Genomic DNA, 19,991 nt, shown 5'->3' on the forward strand with positions numbered 1-19,991 from the left:
TACTTATGGAATGTCGAGTTCTGGCACCATTCATGTCAACTCATTTTATTGGATTATAACAATAGTTGTTGTTTTTTTGTCAACAAAACTCACTTAAACAAGCACTTTTTATCAACACAAATAATATGATGTAAAAAACAAGGGGTGTTGCATAGTGGCTTGGTTAATCATTTTAGCTTTTGCGTTTTCATCTAGTATTGATAATTTAGGTGTAGGAATTTCTTACGGTATTCGTAAGATTACAATCAGATTTGACAAAAACCTTTTAATCGCGTTCATTTGTTTTCTAATGAGTATGGGAGGGATTACATTTGGTGTTTGGCTATCAACCATTCTTCCAGGTATGCTTCCAGTAATCTTTGGAGCTTTCGTATTATTTGTTATCGGTATTCGGATCATACTTTTGGCAAAACCTCGTAAAAAGGAATTCTCACCAGTGGGTAGTACGAATGAAGTGCAGTCTAAACGTTTCCAAGATGTTTTAAGGAATCCCGAAAAAGCTAATCTTGATAAGTCTGGTGAAATTGGTTGGTGGGAATCTGTACTCCTAGGCGTTGCATTATCTGCGAATGCACTTACGAATGGACTAGGAGCCGGTTTGCTCGGGCTTTCACCTCTTGCAATTTCAATTACTGCTGCTATAGGTAGTTTTGTTACTGTTTGGGCAGGAGTCAAATTAGGAAGTAAAGTTGCCGATGTTCGAATTGGATCTTTTACTCTTGGTCAATTTGGAACAATCATCAGTGGAGTAATTATTATAGTAGTTGCTTGTACAGTATTCTTTTAACTCAATTTGTTGACAATTTGTCAACATTAATATACTCTTTTTGAGAATGTATATTTCCACATTATACAAATGCATTAATTTACGTATAGTAACTTAAGGAAGGAGAATCGAAAATGGCTGAACAGAAAAACAGCACTACTCTAGGTTTATTGCTAAGAGATTTATTAAAAGAACGCTCAATGTCAATGCGGAAGTTTAGTGAACTCACCGGAATCGATACAGCTACTATTTCTCGGATTATAAACGGTAAACGAAAAGCAACCCCACAACATTTAGAAAAATTTGCTGAATGCCTTGAAGTTCCTTTAATCAATCTTTTTGAAGCTGCAGGATACCCTATTGAACAGAAACAGGAAAAGTCCAATTCAGATATTCATACGTCTGTTGACGCAATTCAAGCTTTTCTTGAGACTTCCAATGTTTACGATAAGCAATTTTCGATGGCAGATGTTGAAGAAAAATTAGAAAACTATGGACTATATGCACAAACAGAAGAGGGTAAAAACACGATTCTTGAAGATTTTGATAAAAAAATTCAGAAGGTAGGTAGTGTTGGCCCATTTATAAGCAAATTGAAAGAGTTATATGAGAAATTCACATTAGGGAAGGGTACACTATTTGAACTTACCTTAATTGGAAGTACATTATTATATTTTATTATTCCTGTAGATGCTATTCCTGATTATCTATTTCCGATTGGCTATTTAGACGATGCAATAGCTGTACAACTTACCACAAGTGCATTACTAAAAAAATAATTACAATTAAATGATAGGTGGATTTATTTATGAAAAATAGCAATAAGAACCGTAAATGGCTAAGAAATTTGTTCTTAGCATTCGCACTAGTGATTGTAGCAGGAATCATCTATTGGGTATATCAGTACAATAGTGGATTGTCTTTGGCAAACGATGGCCTCTATAAGGATGACACAACGACGTTTGATCCATTCGAAGGTGCGGATCTGCAATTTGGTGAGATTAACGTACTACTAATAGGAAGTGACTCAAGAGGCGAAAAAGGTGCTAGATCGGATGCATTATTGATTGCACACTATAATCAGAAGACGAATAAAGTAAAAACTGTTTCTATTATGAGAGATACGTATGTTGACATCCCAGATTACGGAAAGCAGAAGATAAATGCTGCTTTTGCTTTTGGAGGCCCTGAACTTGTAAGAAAAACAATTAAGAAGAATTTTGATATTGATGTAAATTACTACGCTGTCGTTGATTTTGAGGGATTCCCTAAAATTATTGATCTTATAGCTCCAGATGGGATTAAGGTTGATATTCCATATAAAATGGAGTATGGAATTGGAATGACATTAAATCCGGGTAAACAGACTTTACATGGTGATCAGTTATTAGGATATGTACGATTCCGCCACGATCGCCTAAGTGACTTTGGGCGGGTGGAACGCCAGCAAGAAGTTTTGTCTAAAGTTAAAGAAGAAGCTATCAGTATTCAAAGCTTAGTAAATTTGCCAAAAATACTTGGTGTTGCTGATCCATATATTGATACAAATGTTGACAATAAAACGATTCTTACAATTGGAAAAGGTTTATTAGTTGGGAAATCTAAAGGTATGGATACTTTACGAATTCCTATTGCAAATTCTTTTGAAAACAAAAATGTAGACGTAGGTGCAGTCCTAGATATTAACCTCGAAAAGAACAAGCAAGCATTAGAAGAGTTTTTATCATCAGAGGTCAATGAAAAAAAAATTACTAAATCTGAAGAAGTTTCATCTTAGGTATCAACATGAATATAGACTATCAACTTTTCAAACTAATTAACCAGTTTGCAGGACAGAACTCGATTCTCGATCAACTTGTTCTTTTGTTTTCGACATATGGTCCCATTCTGTTTGGAATGGTCTTAATATGGCTATGGTTTTCAAAATCCAATAATCAGCATGAAAATCGAAAGATCGTATTATATGCGTTAACGATTGTTATTCTAACACTCGGTATTGATAAGATTATTGAAATGGCATATTTTCGACCACGTCCATTTGTCGACCATGCAGTAACATTGTTATATGAAAAAACAAACCTAGACCCTTCATTTCCAAGTAATCATGCTGCAGGTTCATTTGCCTTGGCATTCGCCCTCTTTTGGAAACGAAAAAAAGTGGGAAGTGTACTTATAATTTTGGCCTTTGTCATGGCACTTTCAAGAATTTTTATTGGCGTACATTACCCTCTAGATGTAATGGCTGGTGCAACCATCGGATTAGGTGTAACTTACCTTGTTATATCACAAAGCCGTTTACTTGAATCACCATACAATCTAATCATTCATATCTGCAATAAGTTAAGCTTGAAAACAAATAGATAAGTTGTTTATTTTCTCTCTTAGCCTATGATTCTACTTTAGGTGGTTCATATGGAGAACGTTTCAAAAGCCTAATGACTTTTGAAACGTTTAATTTAATTTATAGCATTCCCTTTTCCATCGTAAAACCCCACAAAATAACCTTCTGATAAAGCATCATTTAAAATCTCACTTCGTATAGTCCAAAATACGGATTCTTTAGGTTCTACATGAAAAACCGTCGTGAATCCTTTATTCCCCAATTTCACCTTGACTACATTCGATTTATTATTTTAGAAACTACTTTTGAAATCTTCACCTTAGAAAGTTCTTTGATAGCTAGTTAACGTCACATTGCTACCCCATTTCATTTTTCCAACAAATGTTTTCATAAAAAAAGAACCGATTTGATTCGATTCCTGAAGTTAATATTGAGGTACTTTTCTCTTAGTTTACAGTATTCCTTATACTTATCTACATACATTTGTTAAAATGAATAGTACACTAAGAGAAGCAATTAAGTATTAGGGAAAATGTTGATATTTGGTAGCTTTTTAAATTATTTAAGGTGGGCTATATTAAATTGAAAAATAAAAAAAACGATAAAAAGCATCATTATTTTAAATTAAATGAAGATGATATTTTAGAAATAGTTTGTCACCACTTAGCAGATCAAGAAGAGTTAGGTACTTATAATTCTAAATTAACATTTATTGATGAAGGAAATGATGATTTACGAATTGTTGCTGCATTTGGTGAGTTAGAAGATGAAAGCATTACTGAATTAGACTTATTTAAATTAGATAAAGAAATCGATTATAATGGAGATCATGCGAATATTCCAGAAGGATGTAATTTAGATCCAACTAATCCAGAAACAAGAGAGAAAGTAAAAAAGTTACTAGATAAAATTAAAAATGGAGAAAAAATTTTTTAATTAATTCATTGAATTAAATCTGCACCTCAATTGTTAGACTTAAGTCTACAATTGGAGGTGCTTTTCTATTGTAACTGTACACTAAGGATTTCAATATAATTATATTTTGATATAATTATATTTATGATAAATTTGGAAATAGAGGTGATTTTTTGAGTACAATAATTATGTATAGTCCTATTCTATTATTAATACTGAGCTATTATTTTAAAATTTCATTTATAGAACACCTTCATGAAGGAAATAAACGAGAAGCTAGACAAGCAAAAATATTAACGATTACCTGCTTCACACTAGGTATCATACCCTTGATTCTCATGTTAATGGATGCAAGCGGCTTGTATAATGGCTGATATGTAAAAGGCACTTCTACAATATCGTAGAAGTGCTTTATTTTTAAAATAGACGCTTTAAATTAGCCATCTCAATTGCCGCAATTGCAGAATCATAGCCTTTATTGCCTGATTTCGTACCTGAGCGTTCGATTGCTTGTTCAATATTTTCTGTTGTGACTATACCGAAAATAACGGGTACATTTGTATTTAACGAAACATTGGCAATTCCTTTTGCCGCTTCATTGCACACATAATCATAATGGGATGTGGAGCCACGTATAACCGTCCCCAAACCTATTACAGCGTCGTAGTCACCTTTCTCTACCATTTGTTTTGCTATAAAGGGCACTTCAAATGCACCAGGTACCCATGCAACATCAATATTGTCTTCTGAAACGCCATGTCGTACTAAGCCGTCCATTGCGCCACCTAGTAATTTACTTGTGATAAACTCATTAAACCGACCTACTACAATACCAATTTTTAAATCTGTTCCAATTAATTGTGCTTCAAATACTTTTCCCATTTTAAGATCCCCTTTACGAAATAAGATGATTCATCTTTTCTTTTTTAGTTTCTAAATAAAATAAATTGCTTGCTACAGCTTCAATTTCTATTGGCAATCTTTCAACAACTTCTATGCCGTATCCTTCTAAACTTTGAACTTTATCCGGGTTGTTCGTTAATAAGCGGATTTTCGATATGCCTAAATTTTTTAGTATTTGAGCTGCTAATGCATAATCACGTGCATCTGAAGGAAAACCCAACTTTAAATTGGCTTCAACTGTATCAAAGCCCTGCTCTTGTAACTCATAAGTACGTAGCTTATTAATCAAACCTATACCTCTACCTTCTTGCTGCATATACAATACAACACCTGCCCCTTCAGTCTCGATGACTTTTAAGGCCTGTTCCAATTGAGGGCCGCAATCACATCTTTCTGAATGAAAAATATCACCTGTTAGACAAGATGAGTGAACGCGCACAATCGGAGCTTCTACAATACTTACATCCCCTTTTATAAGGGCTACATGTTCGAACTTGTCGATGTCGTTTTCATAGCCAATCAAATTGAAATGGCCATAGCTAGTCGGAAGTTGTACACTAGCTGCTCTAGTGATTATCTCTTCATGGTTGTAACGATATTGAATTAAACTTTCAATTGTAATGATTTTTAATTGATGTTTTTTAGCGAAATCTATTAGCTCTTGTCCAGTTGACATTTTCCCGCTATCGCCCATTATTTCGCAGATAATGCCTGCTGGAATGGCTCCGCATGCTTTCGCCAAATCAACTGCCGCTTCTGTATGACCAGGTCTCTCTAATACGCCATTTCTTTTAGCAACTAACGGAAAAACATGACCCGGTCTTTTAAAATCATCGGCTAATGCATTGGGATTCAATAAATGTTGAATCGTTTGCGAACGCTCAAATGCACTAATGCCTGTTTTTGCATTACAATGATCAATACTTACTGTAAATGCCGTTTGATGGTGATCCGTATTATTGGACACCATTGGATGTAAGTTGAGCTCTGTTGCGATTTTTTCTGTGATTGGTGTACAAATTAGACCTCTTGCATGTGTTGCCATAAAGTTAATATTTTCTGGCGTTGCATATTCTGCAAGTGCTACTAAATCCCCTTCATTTTCACGATTTTCATCATCAACGACGATAATCATTTTGCCTTCTTTTAAATCCTTTAATGCTTCTTCAATTGAGTGAAACATTGCTATACACCGCCCGTTTTAAAATCCGTTTTGTTGTAAAAAATCCATTGTAATTGCTGAAGTACTATCGTTATTCTGTAATTGATGAATAATATATTTGCCTAGCATATCTGTTTCGATATTCACTTGTTGTCCCGTTTCCTTCAGTGCGAAAATCGTTTCTTGGTACGTATGTGGAATAAGCGATACAGTCAGTTTTTCAGGCTGTTTATCAAAAATCGTCAAGCTTGTTCCATCAATGGCTACGGAACCCCTTGATATACACAAATGACTCAGTTCTCTAGAGATAGCGATGTCAATGTAGACTGCATTTGCTTGCTTTGTTTTTCTAACAATGGTTCCTGTCCCATCAACATGGCCAGAAACGAAGTGACCACCAAATCGCCCATTTGCAGCCATTGCTCTTTCTAAATTCACCAACTGACCTACTTTTAAGGCGTGCATTGTTGTCGCCTTCACTGTTTCTGGCATAACATCTAAACTGAGTTTGTGCTGGGTAAAATGCGATACGGTTAGACATACCCCGTTAACTGCTACACTATCGCCAAGTTGCATATCCGACATGATGTCATGAGCTTCAATTGTAAGCTTCATACTCTCGGCATCTTTTTTCAGCTCTGTTATTTTTCCTTTTGCCTCAATAATTCCTGTGAACATACGCTACCCCCTACTCTCGAAATCACTTTAATCACATCACCAATTCGATCCACTTTCTGCAGTTTTAGTGGGACAGCTTCAGCCATATTTTTTACGTCTAAATCTTCCAACATCCCAATTCCATCATGGTCACCTACTATTTTTGGTGCGATGTAAGTAATCATTTCATTGACTAGACCTGAATTGATAAAGCTTGTATTTATACGCTGCCCCCCTTCCACATAGAGGGTGACGATATTTCGCCTTGCCAGCTCTTGAAGAACGTCCTGGATTGCGATTGTTTTTGTTTTAAGTTGGATTATTTGTACATTGGCTTGTGCAAAACTTGTGATTTGATCAGAAGTAACTTCACGCCCAACAACTATCCATGTTTGCGTTGCTTGATCGGTGACAACCTTAGCATTTATAGGGGTTCTTAAATACGTATCCAAAATAATGCGAATCGGTTGTTTTTTACTTTCTGCAAAACGATTTGTAAGTAATGGGTCATCTTTTAACACCGTCCCAACACCAACTAAAATCGCATCTGTTCGCGCTCTTTTGCGATGAACATCCTCCTGCACTTCTTTACCTGTGATATTTTCATTTCGTCCATGAACGGTAGCAATCTTGCCATCTAATGTAATAGCTTGCTTTAACGAAACAAAGGGCAACTTCTGTTTCATAAAATACAAATAGGCTTTATTTAAATTCATAGCCTCTGCTTCACAAAGCCCCACTTCCACTTCAATGCCAGAATTCTTTAGCTTTGCTACACCAGTTCCCGCTACTATGGGATTTGGATCAAGTGTTGCTACCACTACTTTTTTTATACCTGCATTCAAAATAGCCATCGTACAAGGCGGTGTATTACCGAAATGATTACAAGGCTCTAATGTGACATACATCGTGCTGCCACCTGCATTTTCTCCAGCCATGTTAATTGCATGAACCTCGGCATGCGGTGAACCTGCTCTAAGATGCGCTCCAAAACCGACTACATCACCATCTTTTGCAATGACCGCTCCTACTACCGGATTGGGCGAAGTTTGCCCCGCTCCCACTGCTGCTAATTTCAAAGCAAAATCCATAAAATACTCGTCATGCATAGTGATAAACCTCCCTTTTTGAAAAATAAAAAAACTCTCTAATTTAATTAGGGAGTTTGGGAGAGTTTTAGATAACCGCATCGCTAAATAAACCTAATGAAACACTATTTTTCAAAAGGAATTGCGTGTGATCTAGTTGTCCTTCTCCCATCCAGACTATACTGTCGGCTTTGGATTCGCACCAAATCCTGCTCTTATCAAGCTCACGGGCTTAGAAGCTTTACTTCATCACCGTCGATTGGGAATTTCACCCGACCCCGAAGGACTTACTTATTTAGTTTTTTCCATCAAAAAAACTCCATAGATTTCTACGGAGTTTGATAGGAGTTATGTAAAATATCATAAGCAAATAAACCTATTAAAAAACAAATTTTTTAATAAGACTTCGATATTCTCTACATCCTTCTCCCATCCAGACTATACTGTCGGCTTTGGATTCACACCAAATCCTGCTCTTATCAAGCTCACGGGCTTAGAAGCTTTACTCTTCATCACCGTCGATTGGGAATTTCACCCGACCCCGAAGGATATTACATATGAAATTGACAATAATACAATAAAGTTTTAGGGCATCAAAAAAACCCCATAGAACACTACGGAGTTTGATAGGAGACATAAATTATCAATGCTAAATAAACCTATTAAATCTACATAAATTTAATAAGACCTTGATATTCTCTACATCCTTCTCCCATCCAGACTATACTGTCGGCTTTGGATTCGCACCAAATCCTGCCTAAAAAAGGCTCACGGGCTTAAAAGTTTTACTTTATCACCGTCGATTGGGAATTTCACCCGACCCCAAAGGATTATTATATTGTATGTAAATACCATAGCACTTTACTTATTTAAAAACTAGAGGTTTTTTTAATTTCTATAGTATTGATCGAGAACATACTAAAATGAATTTACTCTTAAAAGCTTGATGTATTGGGCTTTATTGGCCTGTTACATGACACGGAAAATTGTAATTTTTTTATTCACTGGCACCAATTCACTGTATAGTTAGGGTAATAATACAAAAACCAAGGATAAAAACGATAGATATAAAAGTGATAAAACTCCATTTTTTCATTTCTAATTTCGGCCTAATTATACTGTTTAAATTAATACAAGCCGGAATGTAAATAGCCGTAGAAATGATAGAAAGAATCAAAAAGAAACCTAGTAAACCATCATCAAAAGTAGAGTCTACACTCAACCCGAAAGAATGCGAAGCGTACATTATTGTCATGAACCATAATACACCTATAAAAAAAGATAAATAGCCGAGAAATAAGTTAACTATTACGGAAATAGAACGGTATCCTATCCTCATTATATCCTCCTTTTTATTATTAAATTTATGCGTCAAAAATCTCATCACATTGTTTTCAGTACATGTACACATACTATTGAAAATAACCTTAAACTATTATATAGATCGTTTTAATATTTTATGTATATGACACAATGATATCGAATATTTACTAAAATTTACCAACAATTAATCTATCTTCTCTCATACAAAAAATTATACATGCCTAATAAAAAAGCACTACATAATAAAACAATTTAATATCGTTTCATATGTAGCACTCCTTTATTCAAGTTACTTATTCGTTTATTCTTCTAGCATTATTTTTATTATTCGGTTTTTGTTTATCTTCATGATTATGTTGTTTATGTGCTTCATCATTTTGTCCAACCGAATCAAAGTCATCTGGACTCAAATCAAACCCATAACCAAATTCTTCACGACCTAAGTCATTTTTCTTTTTCGCTTTATTTTTTTCTTGGTTGTTATTCGCCATTAATAATCACCTCCATCCACTATAATTTGTTCATTTTCTTTTGAATTATTCTTAGTATTTATTCAGTAAACCTGACTTGAGATAACTGTTTGAAATAAAACGATTCCTTATTAACCTTTTAATTCCAAATCGTTATTAATAATCGACTTTTTAATTATTTCTATATCATTCCAGTAAGCAGTATAGTTTTCTTAAGAAAAGGAGTGAGCAGAATGAATAGTACTTGGAATGCAACTTTATATGATACGAAGCATCAATTTGTTTCAAAATATGGTGAAGGATTAATTTCCTTTCTTAATCCAAAAGCAGGTGAGCAGATTTTAGATGTAGGTTGTGGTACAGGTGATTTAGCTGCACAAATTGCTGAATCAGGTGCAAAAGTCATTGGGATTGATCAGTCAGCATCAATGATTGAACAAGCAAGCCAAAAATTTGAGCATATTCCATTCCACGTCAAAGATGCGCAAAACCTTGGTTATTCAAACCAGTTTGATGCCGTTTTTTCTAACGCTGCGTTACATTGGATGAAATCTCAAGAAAAGGCCGTTGCAAGTATTTATGAAGCGTTAAAAGATGGTGGTCGTTTTGTCGCTGAATTGGGTGGAAAAGGTAATATTCAATCCATTGTAGAAGCAATTCAACAATCATTTCGTGAACTAGGTTATGAATACAAAGGAGAAAAGTTCCCGTGGTATTTTCCAAGTGTGGCCGAGTATGTTGCTTTACTTGATGAATATGGTTTTAATGTGCACTATGTAGAATTATATAATCTTCCTACTGAATTATCTGGGGAAGATGGTATTTTAAACTGGTTGACTATGTTTAGTGACAGTTTACTCGAGCATTTAACGAGTATTGAAAAAGAAAAAGTTATTAAACGAACTGAAGAACATTTAAAAACAACTCTGTATCAAGATGGAAAGTGGATTGCGGATTATTACCGTCTTCGTGTATTAGCTACAAAATAAAAAGAGTCGCTTTTTGGAAATCGGAGTGGAAAATACACTACAAGAAGAGTATAGAACGACAGATGCATTTGCTGAGATTCTTAAAGAGTTAATCGATATTAAATAAGAGCCTATTTTCGATATACAAAACAGGGATAAATAAAGCCAGATATACTAGCTTTATCTGTCCCTCGATTTTTAAGTCCCATAAATAGATTTGCATAATTCAAAAAGATATTCCGTCTCCACTGAGCTATGCTTTGAGATAAAATACGTTTTAGACGTACAAGTTTTAAGTATATTTGTCGCTAATAATGCTAGTCTGTCTTCTTCTAACTCCTTGAGTACTACACTTTTCGGTAAAAATGCTACACCTATTCCTTCTAGTATCATTTGTTTGATAGCCTCTGTTTGATTCACCTTCATATTAGTAGTATGAGAAAAATGTTGTTGCAACTGACGGTTAACTTCATCCCAATAAGGGGCATATTCATGAGTCAATACTTTTTCCTGTCGTATTATTTCTACCATATCCATACTTTCCAAATGTTTTGGACCAACACAAACAATAGGCTCATCATTTAAACATTTAACGCTTAAAGATGGATTTACAGGTTTTATCTTTGACAAACCGACATTAGATTGGCCTGATTGAATACTATTCGCAACCTCATTTGATTTAACGATTTCTACACGCACACTCACATGTGGCATATGTTTTGAAAATTGTTTTATAATAGATGGCAGCATAGAATTGGCTATTTGAGGTGCAACTGCTATCGTCAACTCCCTCTCAAAACCTTCTATATATTGCTGAAACCGATGAATCCCCACCTCAAAAGTGTCAATAATTTCCTGGGCAATAGGTAAAAACATTTCACCATTTTGATTTAAACGAATGGATTTATTTTGCCTAACAAACAGCTGAATATTTAAGCTTTTCTCTAAACTTTGAATATGCTTAGTCACAGCTGGCTGTGAAATAAATAGTTCTTCAGAAGCGAGACGTAAATTTTCATATTTTGCAGCTTTAATAAATGATTTTAACCATTGAGTCTCCACGTTTTCCTCCTCTAAGTTTATTTTATAATTCGATTAGAATTTAAATGTTCGCTCATAATATTTAATCATCCACTAGGACGATCTCAGTTTTATAAAACATTATTCTGTAATTAAAATACCAAATATTTCATTATAACGCATAAAGTGCTTCACTAGATTGTGATTATTAAAGTATAAAAAGGGTGCTCACATATTAAATGTAAGCACCTTTCCATGAGATTAAATTTGTTCTTTCTTCTCTAATACATTTATCCCTATCCCCATAAAGATAACCGTCATGAACATTAATATACTAAATGGAAATAGTAAATCTGTTATGGAACTACTATTAACTGTGACACCATTTAATAAATCCATTCCGTACTTTATAGGCGATATTTTTGATAAGGCTAACATTATTTTTGATGTTACGATTTCAAGTGGCCAGTATGCTCCACCAAGCATGGCTAATGGAACTGCTAACACTGTCATAAAGGCATTAAATTTACCAGGTGTATTTGCAATTGCAGCTATGAATATAGAAAGTGACACAATACAAAGTACATATGGTATGACAACAATTAAGCTCTTCCAGTAGCCACCATAGAAATCGACGCCCACAGCGAAATAGAATATAGAAAGTACGAGAGCAATTTGCAAGTATCCTAGCAAGAAACTATAAGTTAAATTAGCTAGATAGGCTTTCCATTTTGGTATAGCTGACACCGTTATCCTTTCCCAAATCCTATCCCTACGTTCCATAACGATATGATTGACGCCACTCGCAATCGTATAAATTACCATGAATAATGTAAAACCAAATAAGCTACGCAGCTTCTGATCAAACTTTAACCCATTTTCATTTCCTAAATTTTTATAGCCAATATTAAAACTTGGGTCATCTTGAATTTTCACTATTTTACTTGTTATTTGCTCTTTTTGTTCATCAGGTGATGATTGAATTATCGCATTCTTTAATAATACCTGACTATAAATCGTATTCAACTCATTCCCCAACATTGGAGCATTCATAAAATCTGGTGCTACGATTAATTTATACCCATCATCTTTTAAAGATATAGCAACATCAACTTTGCCATCTTTGACTTGTTTAATCGCTTCATCCTCTTCGTACACTGTGAAATCATATTGCGATAATTTTTTTAACTCTTTCATAATTACCGACTGCTGTTCGTTATTTAGTGTAGAAAATAAAGCAATAGGTTCCTTTGTTACTTGGCCTTGACCCATTAAATAAGTAAATACACAAATGATAATAGTTGTAATAATATACGCAGCTGGTTTTCTTCTAAATAATAAAAATTTCGTTTTTAAAATATTCATCATGATATGCCACCTCTTCTAGGAAAGAGTACAAACGCTATAACTAGGAGACCTATGCCTAACATACTTAAATTGAAGACTAGATCATGAATATCAAGAAACGTCGCATTTTGCTGCAGTTTCAAATAAGCTTCAAGTGCTGCTCCATTCGGTGTCCATTTTCCAAGTGATGATAAAAATGACGATAGCTCACTTACTGGAATGAAACTCCCTCCTACTAAGGCAAGAATAGATATGATTGCAGCTGAAAATATATTTGAAGCTCCCGATGAATTGTTTCTATAATTTATCGCTGACAATAATGCTGCTAAAGCTCCTACAACAACAGCCAGAAGAAATGTAATTAGTACATATAATCCGAACTGTTCAAATTGAATATCAAACATAAAATGTGAAACTGTAAACAAAATAGTCATCTGAATCATTGCTAATAGAATAGTTGATACAATGATGCTACCTAAATACGTTATTGGATGAATTCGTGCTAATAGAATCCGATCGAAAATATTCATATCTTTTTCTAAAAAAGCCAAACTTGCTATAGTACTAGCCATATATAAGATGAACATGACACTCATACTAAACGTATAATATATTTTTGATGAGATACTCTTTTGGTTGTCTAATGTCTCAATATCCGATGCCACTACAATTTTAGGAATCGTTACTGCAGCATCTAAGTTACTGGAACTACTCAACTGTGTTAGTAAAGAATATTGTTGTTGGAAATAATCTAGCATGCTTTTAGTAATTGATGAAGTAACAGGCTGGTCTTCATCTAAATAGACATTTAAAGAAGGTTTACTTCCTGATAAAAAAACGGACGATAAATACTCATCAGTGAAATTTTTTGGAACATCGATAATTACGTCATAGTTACCACTTTTTCTTGCCTTTTTAAGTTCATTCGCATTTAGTTTTTTTACTGTTACAAATTTCTTCATTTCTTCATTTCCCGTTAATTGATCGAGCAACAAAGTTACTGGAAGCATTTGTTTTATGTTTCCCTCCAGCTTTTCATCAATTGGCATGCTTTCATTTGCCTTTTTTAGAAAGGATTCGAGCTGCGCATCTTCATCATCTTGTTGAATAACAGCTATATCCAAATCTAACATTTCACTATTCCCATCCATTATTGGTCCGAGAGCTACACTTAAAATTGTAATTAATACAACAGGCATTAACAGAAGAACTAGCAACTCTAAAGGGTTTCTACTCAATATTTTTAATTGTTTTACGATAAGCGCAAAAAACATTGGCTCTCCTCCTAATTTCGTAATGCTCTACCTGTTAAGTGTAAAAATACATCTTCAAGACTCGGCTCCTCTATTTGAAAGCTATTTAATGCCACATGATGTTGATCACATAATTTTAAGATCATAGGTAGAAAATTTGTATCTTTTGCTACTGTTAAGCTAATCTCCGCATCTTTTGCTAATATATTCGATAACATCGGATTCAAAGTTAAATCCTCAACGAGTTTTTTAGAAGGTTTCTCAAGTTTAAGACGGATGGTTTTCTCAGAAGACAATATAGATTTAATCTCATCCTTTGTACCAGATGCAATAACCCTTCCCTTATCAATAATGTAAATACGGTTACACAAAAATTCGACTTCTTCCATGTAATGACTTGTGTAAATAATTGCTGTATTAGATCGTTCATTTAGTTTTTTCACTGTTTCTAAAATGTGATTTCGTGATTGCGGATCAATCCCTACAGTTGGTTCATCCATGATTAAATATTCAGGCTCATGTAATAATGCCACACCAATATTTAAACGACGTTTCATACCACCTGAGTAATGTTTGACCAGTTTTTTGTTTTCATCTTGTAGGCCAATTTCTTGTAATACAATTTCAATTCTCTCTTTCAATTTATCTTTTGGCATTTTATGAATACTGCCAAAGAAATGCAGATTTTCTCTAGCCGTCAAATCACTATATAAAGCTATTTCTTGTGGTACGACCCCCAACACCTCTCGCAAAGAACCTTGATCATTTATAACGCTTTTTTGGTTTAGTAATACATCCCCCTTTGATGGTTTGATAAGCGTTGATATCATAGCAATCGCCGTCGATTTTCCCGCACCGTTTGGACCAAGCAACCCTACAATTTCACCTGGCTCAATATATAAATTCACGTGATCTACCACATTTACTTTTTTATATGTTTTTGTTAAATCCACTACTTCTATCATAAATTCCATCCCCTCTCTCCTTAATTACACTATAAATAAAATCATACTGCTTGCCGACTAGCTAACGTCATAAATCGATATGACCTCAGTCATATAAAAAAGCGACGATATTATCGCCGCTTCTTTCATTAATCATACGAGATCATTTTTGATAGCATAAATGGCTAACTGTGTACGATCCCTTAAATCAAGTTCCTGTAGAATATGTGTCATATAATTTTTAACCGTACCAATTGATAAAAACAATTCTTCTGATATTTCTTTATTAGTCTTGCCCTCACCTACAAGCCTCACTACATCAAGCTCTCGTTCGGTTAATGTATGAACTGGTTGTGATGACGTCGATTTTTTTAATAACTTAGGCATTAACTTTGCTGCAACTTCCTCATGTAATACGAGCCCTCCTTCAAGGACACTCTGGATAGCACTAATTAATTTTTGTGGTTCTGCAGATTTCAACAAAAATCCATTTGCCCCGTCTTTTAGTGTTTCGAACGCATACTCTTCGTCATCAAAAGTCGTCAACACTAAAACCTTAATTTGTGGGAATCGATTACGGATCCTTTTAGTTGCTTCTATCCCATTCATTTTTGGCATTCTGACATCCATTAATACGAGATCAATATGATGATTTTCAAGTGCAGCCAGTGCTTCAACTCCATTACTTGCCTCCGCAACGATTTCAAAATCTGGCTCTTGCTCTACAATCATCTTCAGCCCATTACGTACAATAGCCTGATCTTCAACAATCAAAATATGTACCATTCTCTATTCCCTCTCTTTTATTGGAAATGTGCCTTCAACGATAAAATGATCTTCGGTCCGATTGACACGAAGTTCTCCTCCGATTTCTTCTACTCTACCCATCATATTCGTGAGTCCGAAACCGAATTCAAAAGCCTTTAGTTTCAACACTTTATTTTTCACTATAAAATGAACCTGTTGTAATGAATTTTGTCTTAAAATTACTTCTACTTCTTTTGAATCACTATATTTCATCGCATTCGTCAAGCTTTCCTGGAGTACGCGATAGAGAACAATACTTTGTTTATTAGAAATCGGTAAAGATAACACACCTTTTTCAAACGTAAAGCGAATTTGTAAGTGACTTTCCATTTCAAGCTTTCGTATTAAATGAATAACAGATTGAATACCGCTTACTTCAGTCGTTTTCAGCTGTCGCACTGCATTTCTCGTTTCATCTAAACTATCTCTAGCCAATTCTTTTATGTCATTGATGCCTTTCAAATTATTCTCAATGGATAGAACCTCTAATTGCATTAACAAAGCTGTTAACTTATGTCCCACTGAATCATGGATATCTCTCGCCATTTTAGTGCGTTCTTCTGCTCGAGCTAATTGTTCTTGCTCTACAAAAGAGCGCTTTAACGTTCGATATTCCCCAAGCAATCCTGTATAAAGATCACCTTTTTCTTTCACACCCCAAAAAAATCGACTTACAAAGTAAGAACTTATACAAATCGAAATAAATAACACTAAACTTAAAAAAGGAATGAATTTTAATAAAGTAATTGCTGTACAAACGAAAACAAGTGAACTTATGTATATTGCGTGTTCACGATGTTTTAGTTGAAATGCGCCCTCCATTATAAAAAAAGCATGCAGAGGCAATATATAAACAACATCAATTGAAAGTGCCACTCCTATCGGAATTAACAACACCATGGTGAGATAATTAATGATAGGTATTTTACTAAGTGGAATTGTAAAATATAAGCACAAGGTAGCTGTAGCTATAATGAATGCATTTGTGACGGACCCACCATTCAAGATGATATGTATTAAAAATAAGCCAATCGTAAAGAGTAATGCAATATAACGAATTATCAATACATGCACTGTTACACCTCACTTTTATTATTAGTATTTCACTCTATTAATTACCTCTATAGTTAAGTCTTGAGTGTAGCAATAAAGAAAGAAGTATTTTCCGTTCCAAACTTGTTAGTCTGTTACTTGTAATAATAACAAAATATAGTAGCAATAAAAATATCTATTCATTGCCTATGTCTAAAATCAGTTTTTATCGTTTGGTTATGCTAATATATCATCTAAGAGAAGGTGATTTTATTTCAGAACTATTTACTGAGAAATTAATATTCATTGCACTGTTTATCCTGATTATCCATTGTATCGAAACACTTGCATACGCTGTTCGATTATCGGGTGCAAGAGTTAAACTACTTGCTTCTGCTTTATCCTTATTTAACTTGATGGTCATGGTTTCGAGGCTTGCTAATATGATGCAGCAACCTTTTACTGGAAGTCTAATTGATAAAGCACCAAAAGAAAACACACTAGAATTTGTCGAAAGTCAATTTAGGATCATTATTGCCTCTTCAACAATAGGGACTATCATCGGGATTCTATTGCTCCCAACTTTTATCGCCATTTTTTCTAGAGCAATTATTCATTTAGCCGAAGAAAGAGGCTCCATTCCGTCGCTAATTAAAAAAGGATTCACATTTGCATACATAAAGCGCGGACTAAAGCATATCCACTTACCGAAACTTTCTTATGTAAAGGATATAAAATTAAAAGATATCCCAGTAAAATTATTTATCATCAATATGGTGATTACTGCAATCTACACAATTGGCGTATTATCTGCTCTGTACGCCGGTTTGATCGCTCCAGAAAGAAAAGCAACAGCAATTATGGCCTCAGGTCTTATAAACGGGGTTGCGACTATATTGCTTATCATCTTTATTGACCCAAAAATATCAATTCTTGCCGATGATGTCATAAATCAAAGAGGCAGTTATTCAAATCTTAAAGGTATGTCAATCATGATGATGACTTCCCGATTATTCGGGACATTGTTAGCACAAATCTTTTTCATTCCAGGAGCTCATTATGTAGCTTGGTTTACGAAATTTATTGTTTAAACTTGTAATGACTTGTTTTATACTACGAAGTTTTATCGGACTTGGAAATTATCCTTAGGGGGCGTTTATTAATCAATCGCCACTAGAAACAATAAGCGTATTCAATGTACAACTCGAATATGCTTATTGTTTTAAGGAATTTCAATAATAGCCTTAAACATAGCCAATAAATTTGCAGTGTCTTACTGGAGTAAAAATCAAGTAAAGTAAGCTAATCAAACTTATTAAGCTTTTATCGGTACACATATTTCGCAATAATGGTTGTTTACCATCTCCTCGGTGTATCTTTCCAAAATGGGTTTGTTATCAATTTGATATCCATTCATTTGTAAATCAATAAAAATGTTAGCATATGCTTCTCGAATGTCTTCGGCTGTATGTTTTACTTCGTAAGCAAGGTACTTTCCACCAGCAAGTTTACCTTCGCAAATTGAATCCTCGATTCGATAATCCTCTGAAATCACAATACAAGCATCAAATCTACAGTCATCAGGAAGTGTTGTCTCAGGGTTATCTTGTTGAATTGCAAGAATAATTGACGAAAGATTTTTCTCTCTTGCCCACTTTTTTAACTTCTCCATTACTTCAATATTTGCAGAACCATACGGACCAACACGTCTCACATAAGCTAATCGATAGTTAGGGAGTGTTTCAACTTTAAAATTCATAGTTACTATCTTCCTTTCTTCATTTAGATTATCTTTGGTACATTTCGAATGTAACATGCTTAAAAAATATATACACTTCATTTGTTTAAAAGTAACAATTTTCCTTATTTACGGATTTTCAAAACAAAAAACAGAGCTGTTTCTACAGATTTTGCAGATTAACTCTGCCTTTAGGTTTTAACAGCAACATTCTTTTAGAAAACAGCCATTACCGTATTCACTTGTACAATACCAAACCAACTCAAAAAAATCAGACCTTTTATCTTCAAATTTGAAGATAAAAGGTCTGATTTTTTCTAATTCTATTTATTTTACCACTAAGTTTTTGGCTTTTAAAGATTTCCTTACAATGTCTCTATTAAGCCAAAAACGTACTAATATACTCTATCGCTTTTTTATCCTGTACATGGGCATAATGATCACCCTTTAACATCTGAATTTTTACTTGATTTGATTTTATTCCTTCCACTTCCTTCTTTACTTTTCGTTGCGCAGCTGCTGGACTATTTTCTCGATTTCCGTAAAGAAGCAAACAAGGCATTTGAATTGTGTTTAAGATTTTAGGTGGATTGCTCCTATAAGCCGCTAACAACAAACTAATACCAGATAAATTACTTGATCGTTGGTTTTCAATGGCATCTCTAATAAAAGGACTATCTTCAAATTTAAACTTTTCAATAACTTTCTTAATTTCTTCCTCTGTTTTTGGCTTTGATACTTGCTCATCGTCTAATTCTTTCCCTAGTAAACCTTGTCCAAATAATTTATGGCAAATACTTATGATAGGTAAGAAGTAGCCAGTTTTACCGAACATTTTAACAGGGAAACGATTAACCCTATCATATCCGATATCTAAAAGAATCAGTTTATCTACTTTCTTTGGATAATAGAATGCATATGCTAAACCAATAATCCCACCTAATGAGTGGCCGATGATAGAAACTTTATCCAATTGATTCTTTTCGATGTAACCATGAAGCCAGTCAGCCATATTCCTTTCTGTCACTACACCTTCAATCCCAGAGCTCTTCCCTATACCAGGTAGATCAATCATATGTGTAGTTAACTCCTTTTGTAATGCATCCGCTATAGGCATCCCCATACTTCCAGACCATCCGGTACCAGGGAGAAAAATAGCAACCTTATTACCTTTTCCACTTACGGTTGAATAATATTGTAGCATTGTGTCCCCTACCTCTATTTATGTCAGATTTTCACTAACTACGCTTGATGAAT

At 34.4% G+C, this 19,991-nt stretch carries 20 protein-coding genes and 3 riboswitches; of the genes, 7 read left to right on the forward strand and 13 right to left on the reverse strand.

What is annotated here, in order from left to right:
• Window positions 1-154: 154 nt before the first annotated feature.
• The 5 genes from ytaF to AMD00_RS03995 all read left to right on the forward strand — a co-directional run bounded on the left by ytaF (window position 155) and on the right by AMD00_RS03995 (window position 4,043).
• Window positions 155-787: a sporulation membrane protein YtaF gene (gene ytaF / locus AMD00_RS03975; protein WP_053415779.1), complete on the forward strand. Its 633-nt coding sequence runs from the start codon at window positions 155-157 to the stop codon at window positions 785-787.
• Between the two features lie 113 nt (window positions 788-900).
• On the forward strand, window positions 901-1,545 hold the full coding sequence (locus AMD00_RS03980) for a helix-turn-helix domain-containing protein (RefSeq protein WP_053415780.1): 645 nt from the start codon (window positions 901-903) through the stop codon (window positions 1,543-1,545).
• 29 nt (window positions 1,546-1,574) lie between these two features.
• The gene (locus AMD00_RS03985) at window positions 1,575-2,543 is read left to right on the forward strand and encodes an LCP family protein (RefSeq protein WP_053415781.1); all 969 of its coding nucleotides are present in this window, start codon (window positions 1,575-1,577) and stop codon (window positions 2,541-2,543) included.
• 8 nt (window positions 2,544-2,551) lie between these two features.
• Window positions 2,552-3,130 (forward strand): phosphatase PAP2 family protein, encoded by a 579-nt coding sequence (locus AMD00_RS03990; RefSeq protein ID WP_053415782.1) that lies wholly within the window; start codon window positions 2,552-2,554, stop codon window positions 3,128-3,130.
• Window positions 3,131-3,689: 559 nt separating this feature from the next.
• Window positions 3,690-4,043, forward strand: coding sequence for a hypothetical protein (locus tag AMD00_RS03995; RefSeq protein ID WP_053415783.1), 354 nt, complete (start codon window positions 3,690-3,692; stop codon window positions 4,041-4,043).
• Between the two features lie 396 nt (window positions 4,044-4,439).
• On the opposite strand, the gene ribH is transcribed toward AMD00_RS03995, so the two are convergent.
• The 5 genes from ribH to AMD00_RS04030 all read right to left on the reverse strand — a co-directional run bounded on the left by ribH (window position 4,440) and on the right by AMD00_RS04030 (window position 9,646).
• Window positions 4,440-4,904: a 6,7-dimethyl-8-ribityllumazine synthase gene (ribH, locus tag AMD00_RS04005; RefSeq protein WP_053415785.1), complete on the reverse strand. Its 465-nt coding sequence runs from the start codon at window positions 4,902-4,904 to the stop codon at window positions 4,440-4,442.
• 13 nt (window positions 4,905-4,917) lie between these two features.
• A complete protein-coding gene (locus tag AMD00_RS04010) occupies window positions 4,918-6,108 on the reverse strand; it encodes a bifunctional 3,4-dihydroxy-2-butanone-4-phosphate synthase/GTP cyclohydrolase II (RefSeq protein WP_053415786.1) in 1,191 nt (396 codons plus the stop codon).
• 18 nt (window positions 6,109-6,126) lie between these two features.
• Window positions 6,127-6,765 (reverse strand): riboflavin synthase, encoded by a 639-nt coding sequence (gene ribE / locus AMD00_RS04015; protein WP_053415787.1) that lies wholly within the window; start codon window positions 6,763-6,765, stop codon window positions 6,127-6,129.
• A complete protein-coding gene (gene ribD, locus AMD00_RS04020; RefSeq protein ID WP_053415788.1) occupies window positions 6,729-7,853 on the reverse strand; it encodes a bifunctional diaminohydroxyphosphoribosylaminopyrimidine deaminase/5-amino-6-(5-phosphoribosylamino)uracil reductase RibD in 1,125 nt (374 codons plus the stop codon). Before ribD ends, ribE begins: the two co-directional genes overlap by 37 nt.
• A 135-nt stretch (window positions 7,854-7,988) precedes the next feature.
• Window positions 7,989-8,122, reverse strand: a riboswitch (FMN riboswitch).
• A 127-nt stretch (window positions 8,123-8,249) separates the two neighbouring features.
• A riboswitch (FMN riboswitch) is annotated at window positions 8,250-8,385 on the reverse strand.
• A gap of 147 nt (window positions 8,386-8,532) precedes the next feature.
• A riboswitch (FMN riboswitch) is annotated at window positions 8,533-8,666 on the reverse strand.
• A gap of 782 nt (window positions 8,667-9,448) precedes the next feature.
• On the reverse strand, window positions 9,449-9,646 hold the full coding sequence (locus AMD00_RS04030; RefSeq protein ID WP_053415790.1) for a hypothetical protein: 198 nt from the start codon (window positions 9,644-9,646) through the stop codon (window positions 9,449-9,451).
• A 212-nt stretch (window positions 9,647-9,858) separates the two neighbouring features.
• On the opposite strand from AMD00_RS04030, the gene AMD00_RS04035 reads away from it, so the two are divergent.
• Window positions 9,859-10,614 carry a class I SAM-dependent methyltransferase gene (locus tag AMD00_RS04035; RefSeq protein ID WP_053415791.1) on the forward strand — a complete coding sequence of 252 codons (756 nt, stop codon included), beginning with the start codon at window positions 9,859-9,861 and terminating at the stop codon, window positions 10,612-10,614.
• A 177-nt stretch (window positions 10,615-10,791) separates the two neighbouring features.
• Here AMD00_RS04035 and AMD00_RS04040 read toward each other — a convergent pair whose 3' ends face one another.
• The 6 genes from AMD00_RS04040 to AMD00_RS04065 form a co-directional block, all read right to left on the reverse strand.
• Window positions 10,792-11,655 carry a LysR family transcriptional regulator gene (locus tag AMD00_RS04040; protein WP_053415792.1) on the reverse strand — a complete coding sequence of 288 codons (864 nt, stop codon included), beginning with the start codon at window positions 11,653-11,655 and terminating at the stop codon, window positions 10,792-10,794.
• Between the two features lie 219 nt (window positions 11,656-11,874).
• Window positions 11,875-12,981: an ABC transporter permease gene (locus AMD00_RS04045; RefSeq protein WP_053415793.1), complete on the reverse strand. Its 1,107-nt coding sequence runs from the start codon at window positions 12,979-12,981 to the stop codon at window positions 11,875-11,877.
• Entirely contained in the window at window positions 12,978-14,234 is a 1,257-nt protein-coding gene (locus tag AMD00_RS04050) for an ABC transporter permease (protein WP_053415794.1), read from the reverse strand. Before AMD00_RS04050 ends, AMD00_RS04045 begins: the two co-directional genes overlap by 4 nt.
• 11 nt (window positions 14,235-14,245) lie before the next feature.
• Window positions 14,246-15,178: an ABC transporter ATP-binding protein gene (locus AMD00_RS04055; protein WP_053416778.1), complete on the reverse strand. Its 933-nt coding sequence runs from the start codon at window positions 15,176-15,178 to the stop codon at window positions 14,246-14,248.
• A 132-nt stretch (window positions 15,179-15,310) separates the two neighbouring features.
• Window positions 15,311-15,943 (reverse strand): response regulator transcription factor, encoded by a 633-nt coding sequence (locus AMD00_RS04060; protein WP_053415795.1) that lies wholly within the window; start codon window positions 15,941-15,943, stop codon window positions 15,311-15,313.
• A gap of 3 nt (window positions 15,944-15,946) precedes the next feature.
• A complete protein-coding gene (locus AMD00_RS04065) occupies window positions 15,947-17,038 on the reverse strand; it encodes a sensor histidine kinase (RefSeq protein WP_053415796.1) in 1,092 nt (363 codons plus the stop codon).
• A gap of 197 nt (window positions 17,039-17,235) precedes the next feature.
• Here AMD00_RS04065 and AMD00_RS04070 point away from each other — a divergent pair, with 197 nt between their 5' ends.
• On the forward strand, window positions 17,236-18,087 hold the full coding sequence (locus AMD00_RS04070; protein WP_083446178.1) for a lipid II flippase Amj family protein: 852 nt from the start codon (window positions 17,236-17,238) through the stop codon (window positions 18,085-18,087).
• Between the two features lie 224 nt (window positions 18,088-18,311).
• Here AMD00_RS04070 and AMD00_RS04075 read toward each other — a convergent pair whose 3' ends face one another.
• Both AMD00_RS04075 and AMD00_RS04080 read right to left on the reverse strand, forming a co-directional pair.
• A complete protein-coding gene (locus AMD00_RS04075; protein ID WP_053415797.1) occupies window positions 18,312-18,755 on the reverse strand; it encodes an AraC family transcriptional regulator in 444 nt (147 codons plus the stop codon).
• A gap of 358 nt (window positions 18,756-19,113) precedes the next feature.
• Window positions 19,114-19,938, reverse strand: coding sequence for an alpha/beta fold hydrolase (locus AMD00_RS04080; protein WP_053415798.1), 825 nt, complete (start codon window positions 19,936-19,938; stop codon window positions 19,114-19,116).
• Window positions 19,939-19,991: the final 53 nt, after the last annotated feature.

The sequence above is a fragment of the Viridibacillus arvi genome (assembly GCF_001274945.1).
GTDB classification, from domain to species: Bacteria; Bacillota; Bacilli; order Bacillales_A; family Planococcaceae; genus Viridibacillus; species Viridibacillus arvi.

Excerpts from the sequence above, each read along its gene's own strand:
- AMD00_RS03980 (WP_053415780.1), top strand. The coding sequence starts at position 901 with ATGGCTGAACAGAAAAACAGCACTACTCTAGGTTTATTGCTAAGAGAT.
- AMD00_RS03985 (WP_053415781.1), top strand. The coding sequence starts at position 1,575 with ATGAAAAATAGCAATAAGAACCGTAAATGGCTAAGAAATTTGTTCTTA.
- AMD00_RS03990 (WP_053415782.1), top strand. The coding sequence starts at position 2,552 with ATGAATATAGACTATCAACTTTTCAAACTAATTAACCAGTTTGCAGGA.
- ribH (WP_053415785.1), bottom strand. The coding sequence starts at position 4,904 with ATGGGAAAAGTATTTGAAGCACAATTAATTGGAACAGATTTAAAAATT.
- AMD00_RS04010 (WP_053415786.1), bottom strand. The coding sequence starts at position 6,108 with ATGTTTCACTCAATTGAAGAAGCATTAAAGGATTTAAAAGAAGGCAAA.
- ribE (WP_053415787.1), bottom strand. The coding sequence starts at position 6,765 with ATGTTCACAGGAATTATTGAGGCAAAAGGAAAAATAACAGAGCTGAAA.
- ribD (WP_053415788.1), bottom strand. The coding sequence starts at position 7,853 with ATGCATGACGAGTATTTTATGGATTTTGCTTTGAAATTAGCAGCAGTG.
- AMD00_RS04030 (WP_053415790.1), bottom strand. The coding sequence starts at position 9,646 with ATGGCGAATAACAACCAAGAAAAAAATAAAGCGAAAAAGAAAAATGAC.
- AMD00_RS04035 (WP_053415791.1), top strand. The coding sequence starts at position 9,859 with ATGAATAGTACTTGGAATGCAACTTTATATGATACGAAGCATCAATTT.
- AMD00_RS04045 (WP_053415793.1), bottom strand. The coding sequence starts at position 12,981 with ATGATGAATATTTTAAAAACGAAATTTTTATTATTTAGAAGAAAACCA.
- AMD00_RS04050 (WP_053415794.1), bottom strand. The coding sequence starts at position 14,234 with ATGTTTTTTGCGCTTATCGTAAAACAATTAAAAATATTGAGTAGAAAC.
- AMD00_RS04055 (WP_053416778.1), bottom strand. The coding sequence starts at position 15,178 with ATGATAGAAGTAGTGGATTTAACAAAAACATATAAAAAAGTAAATGTG.
- AMD00_RS04060 (WP_053415795.1), bottom strand. The coding sequence starts at position 15,943 with ATGGTACATATTTTGATTGTTGAAGATCAGGCTATTGTACGTAATGGG.
- AMD00_RS04070 (WP_083446178.1), top strand. The coding sequence starts at position 17,236 with ATGCTAATATATCATCTAAGAGAAGGTGATTTTATTTCAGAACTATTT.
- AMD00_RS04075 (WP_053415797.1), bottom strand. The coding sequence starts at position 18,755 with ATGAATTTTAAAGTTGAAACACTCCCTAACTATCGATTAGCTTATGTG.
- AMD00_RS04080 (WP_053415798.1), bottom strand. The coding sequence starts at position 19,938 with ATGCTACAATATTATTCAACCGTAAGTGGAAAAGGTAATAAGGTTGCT.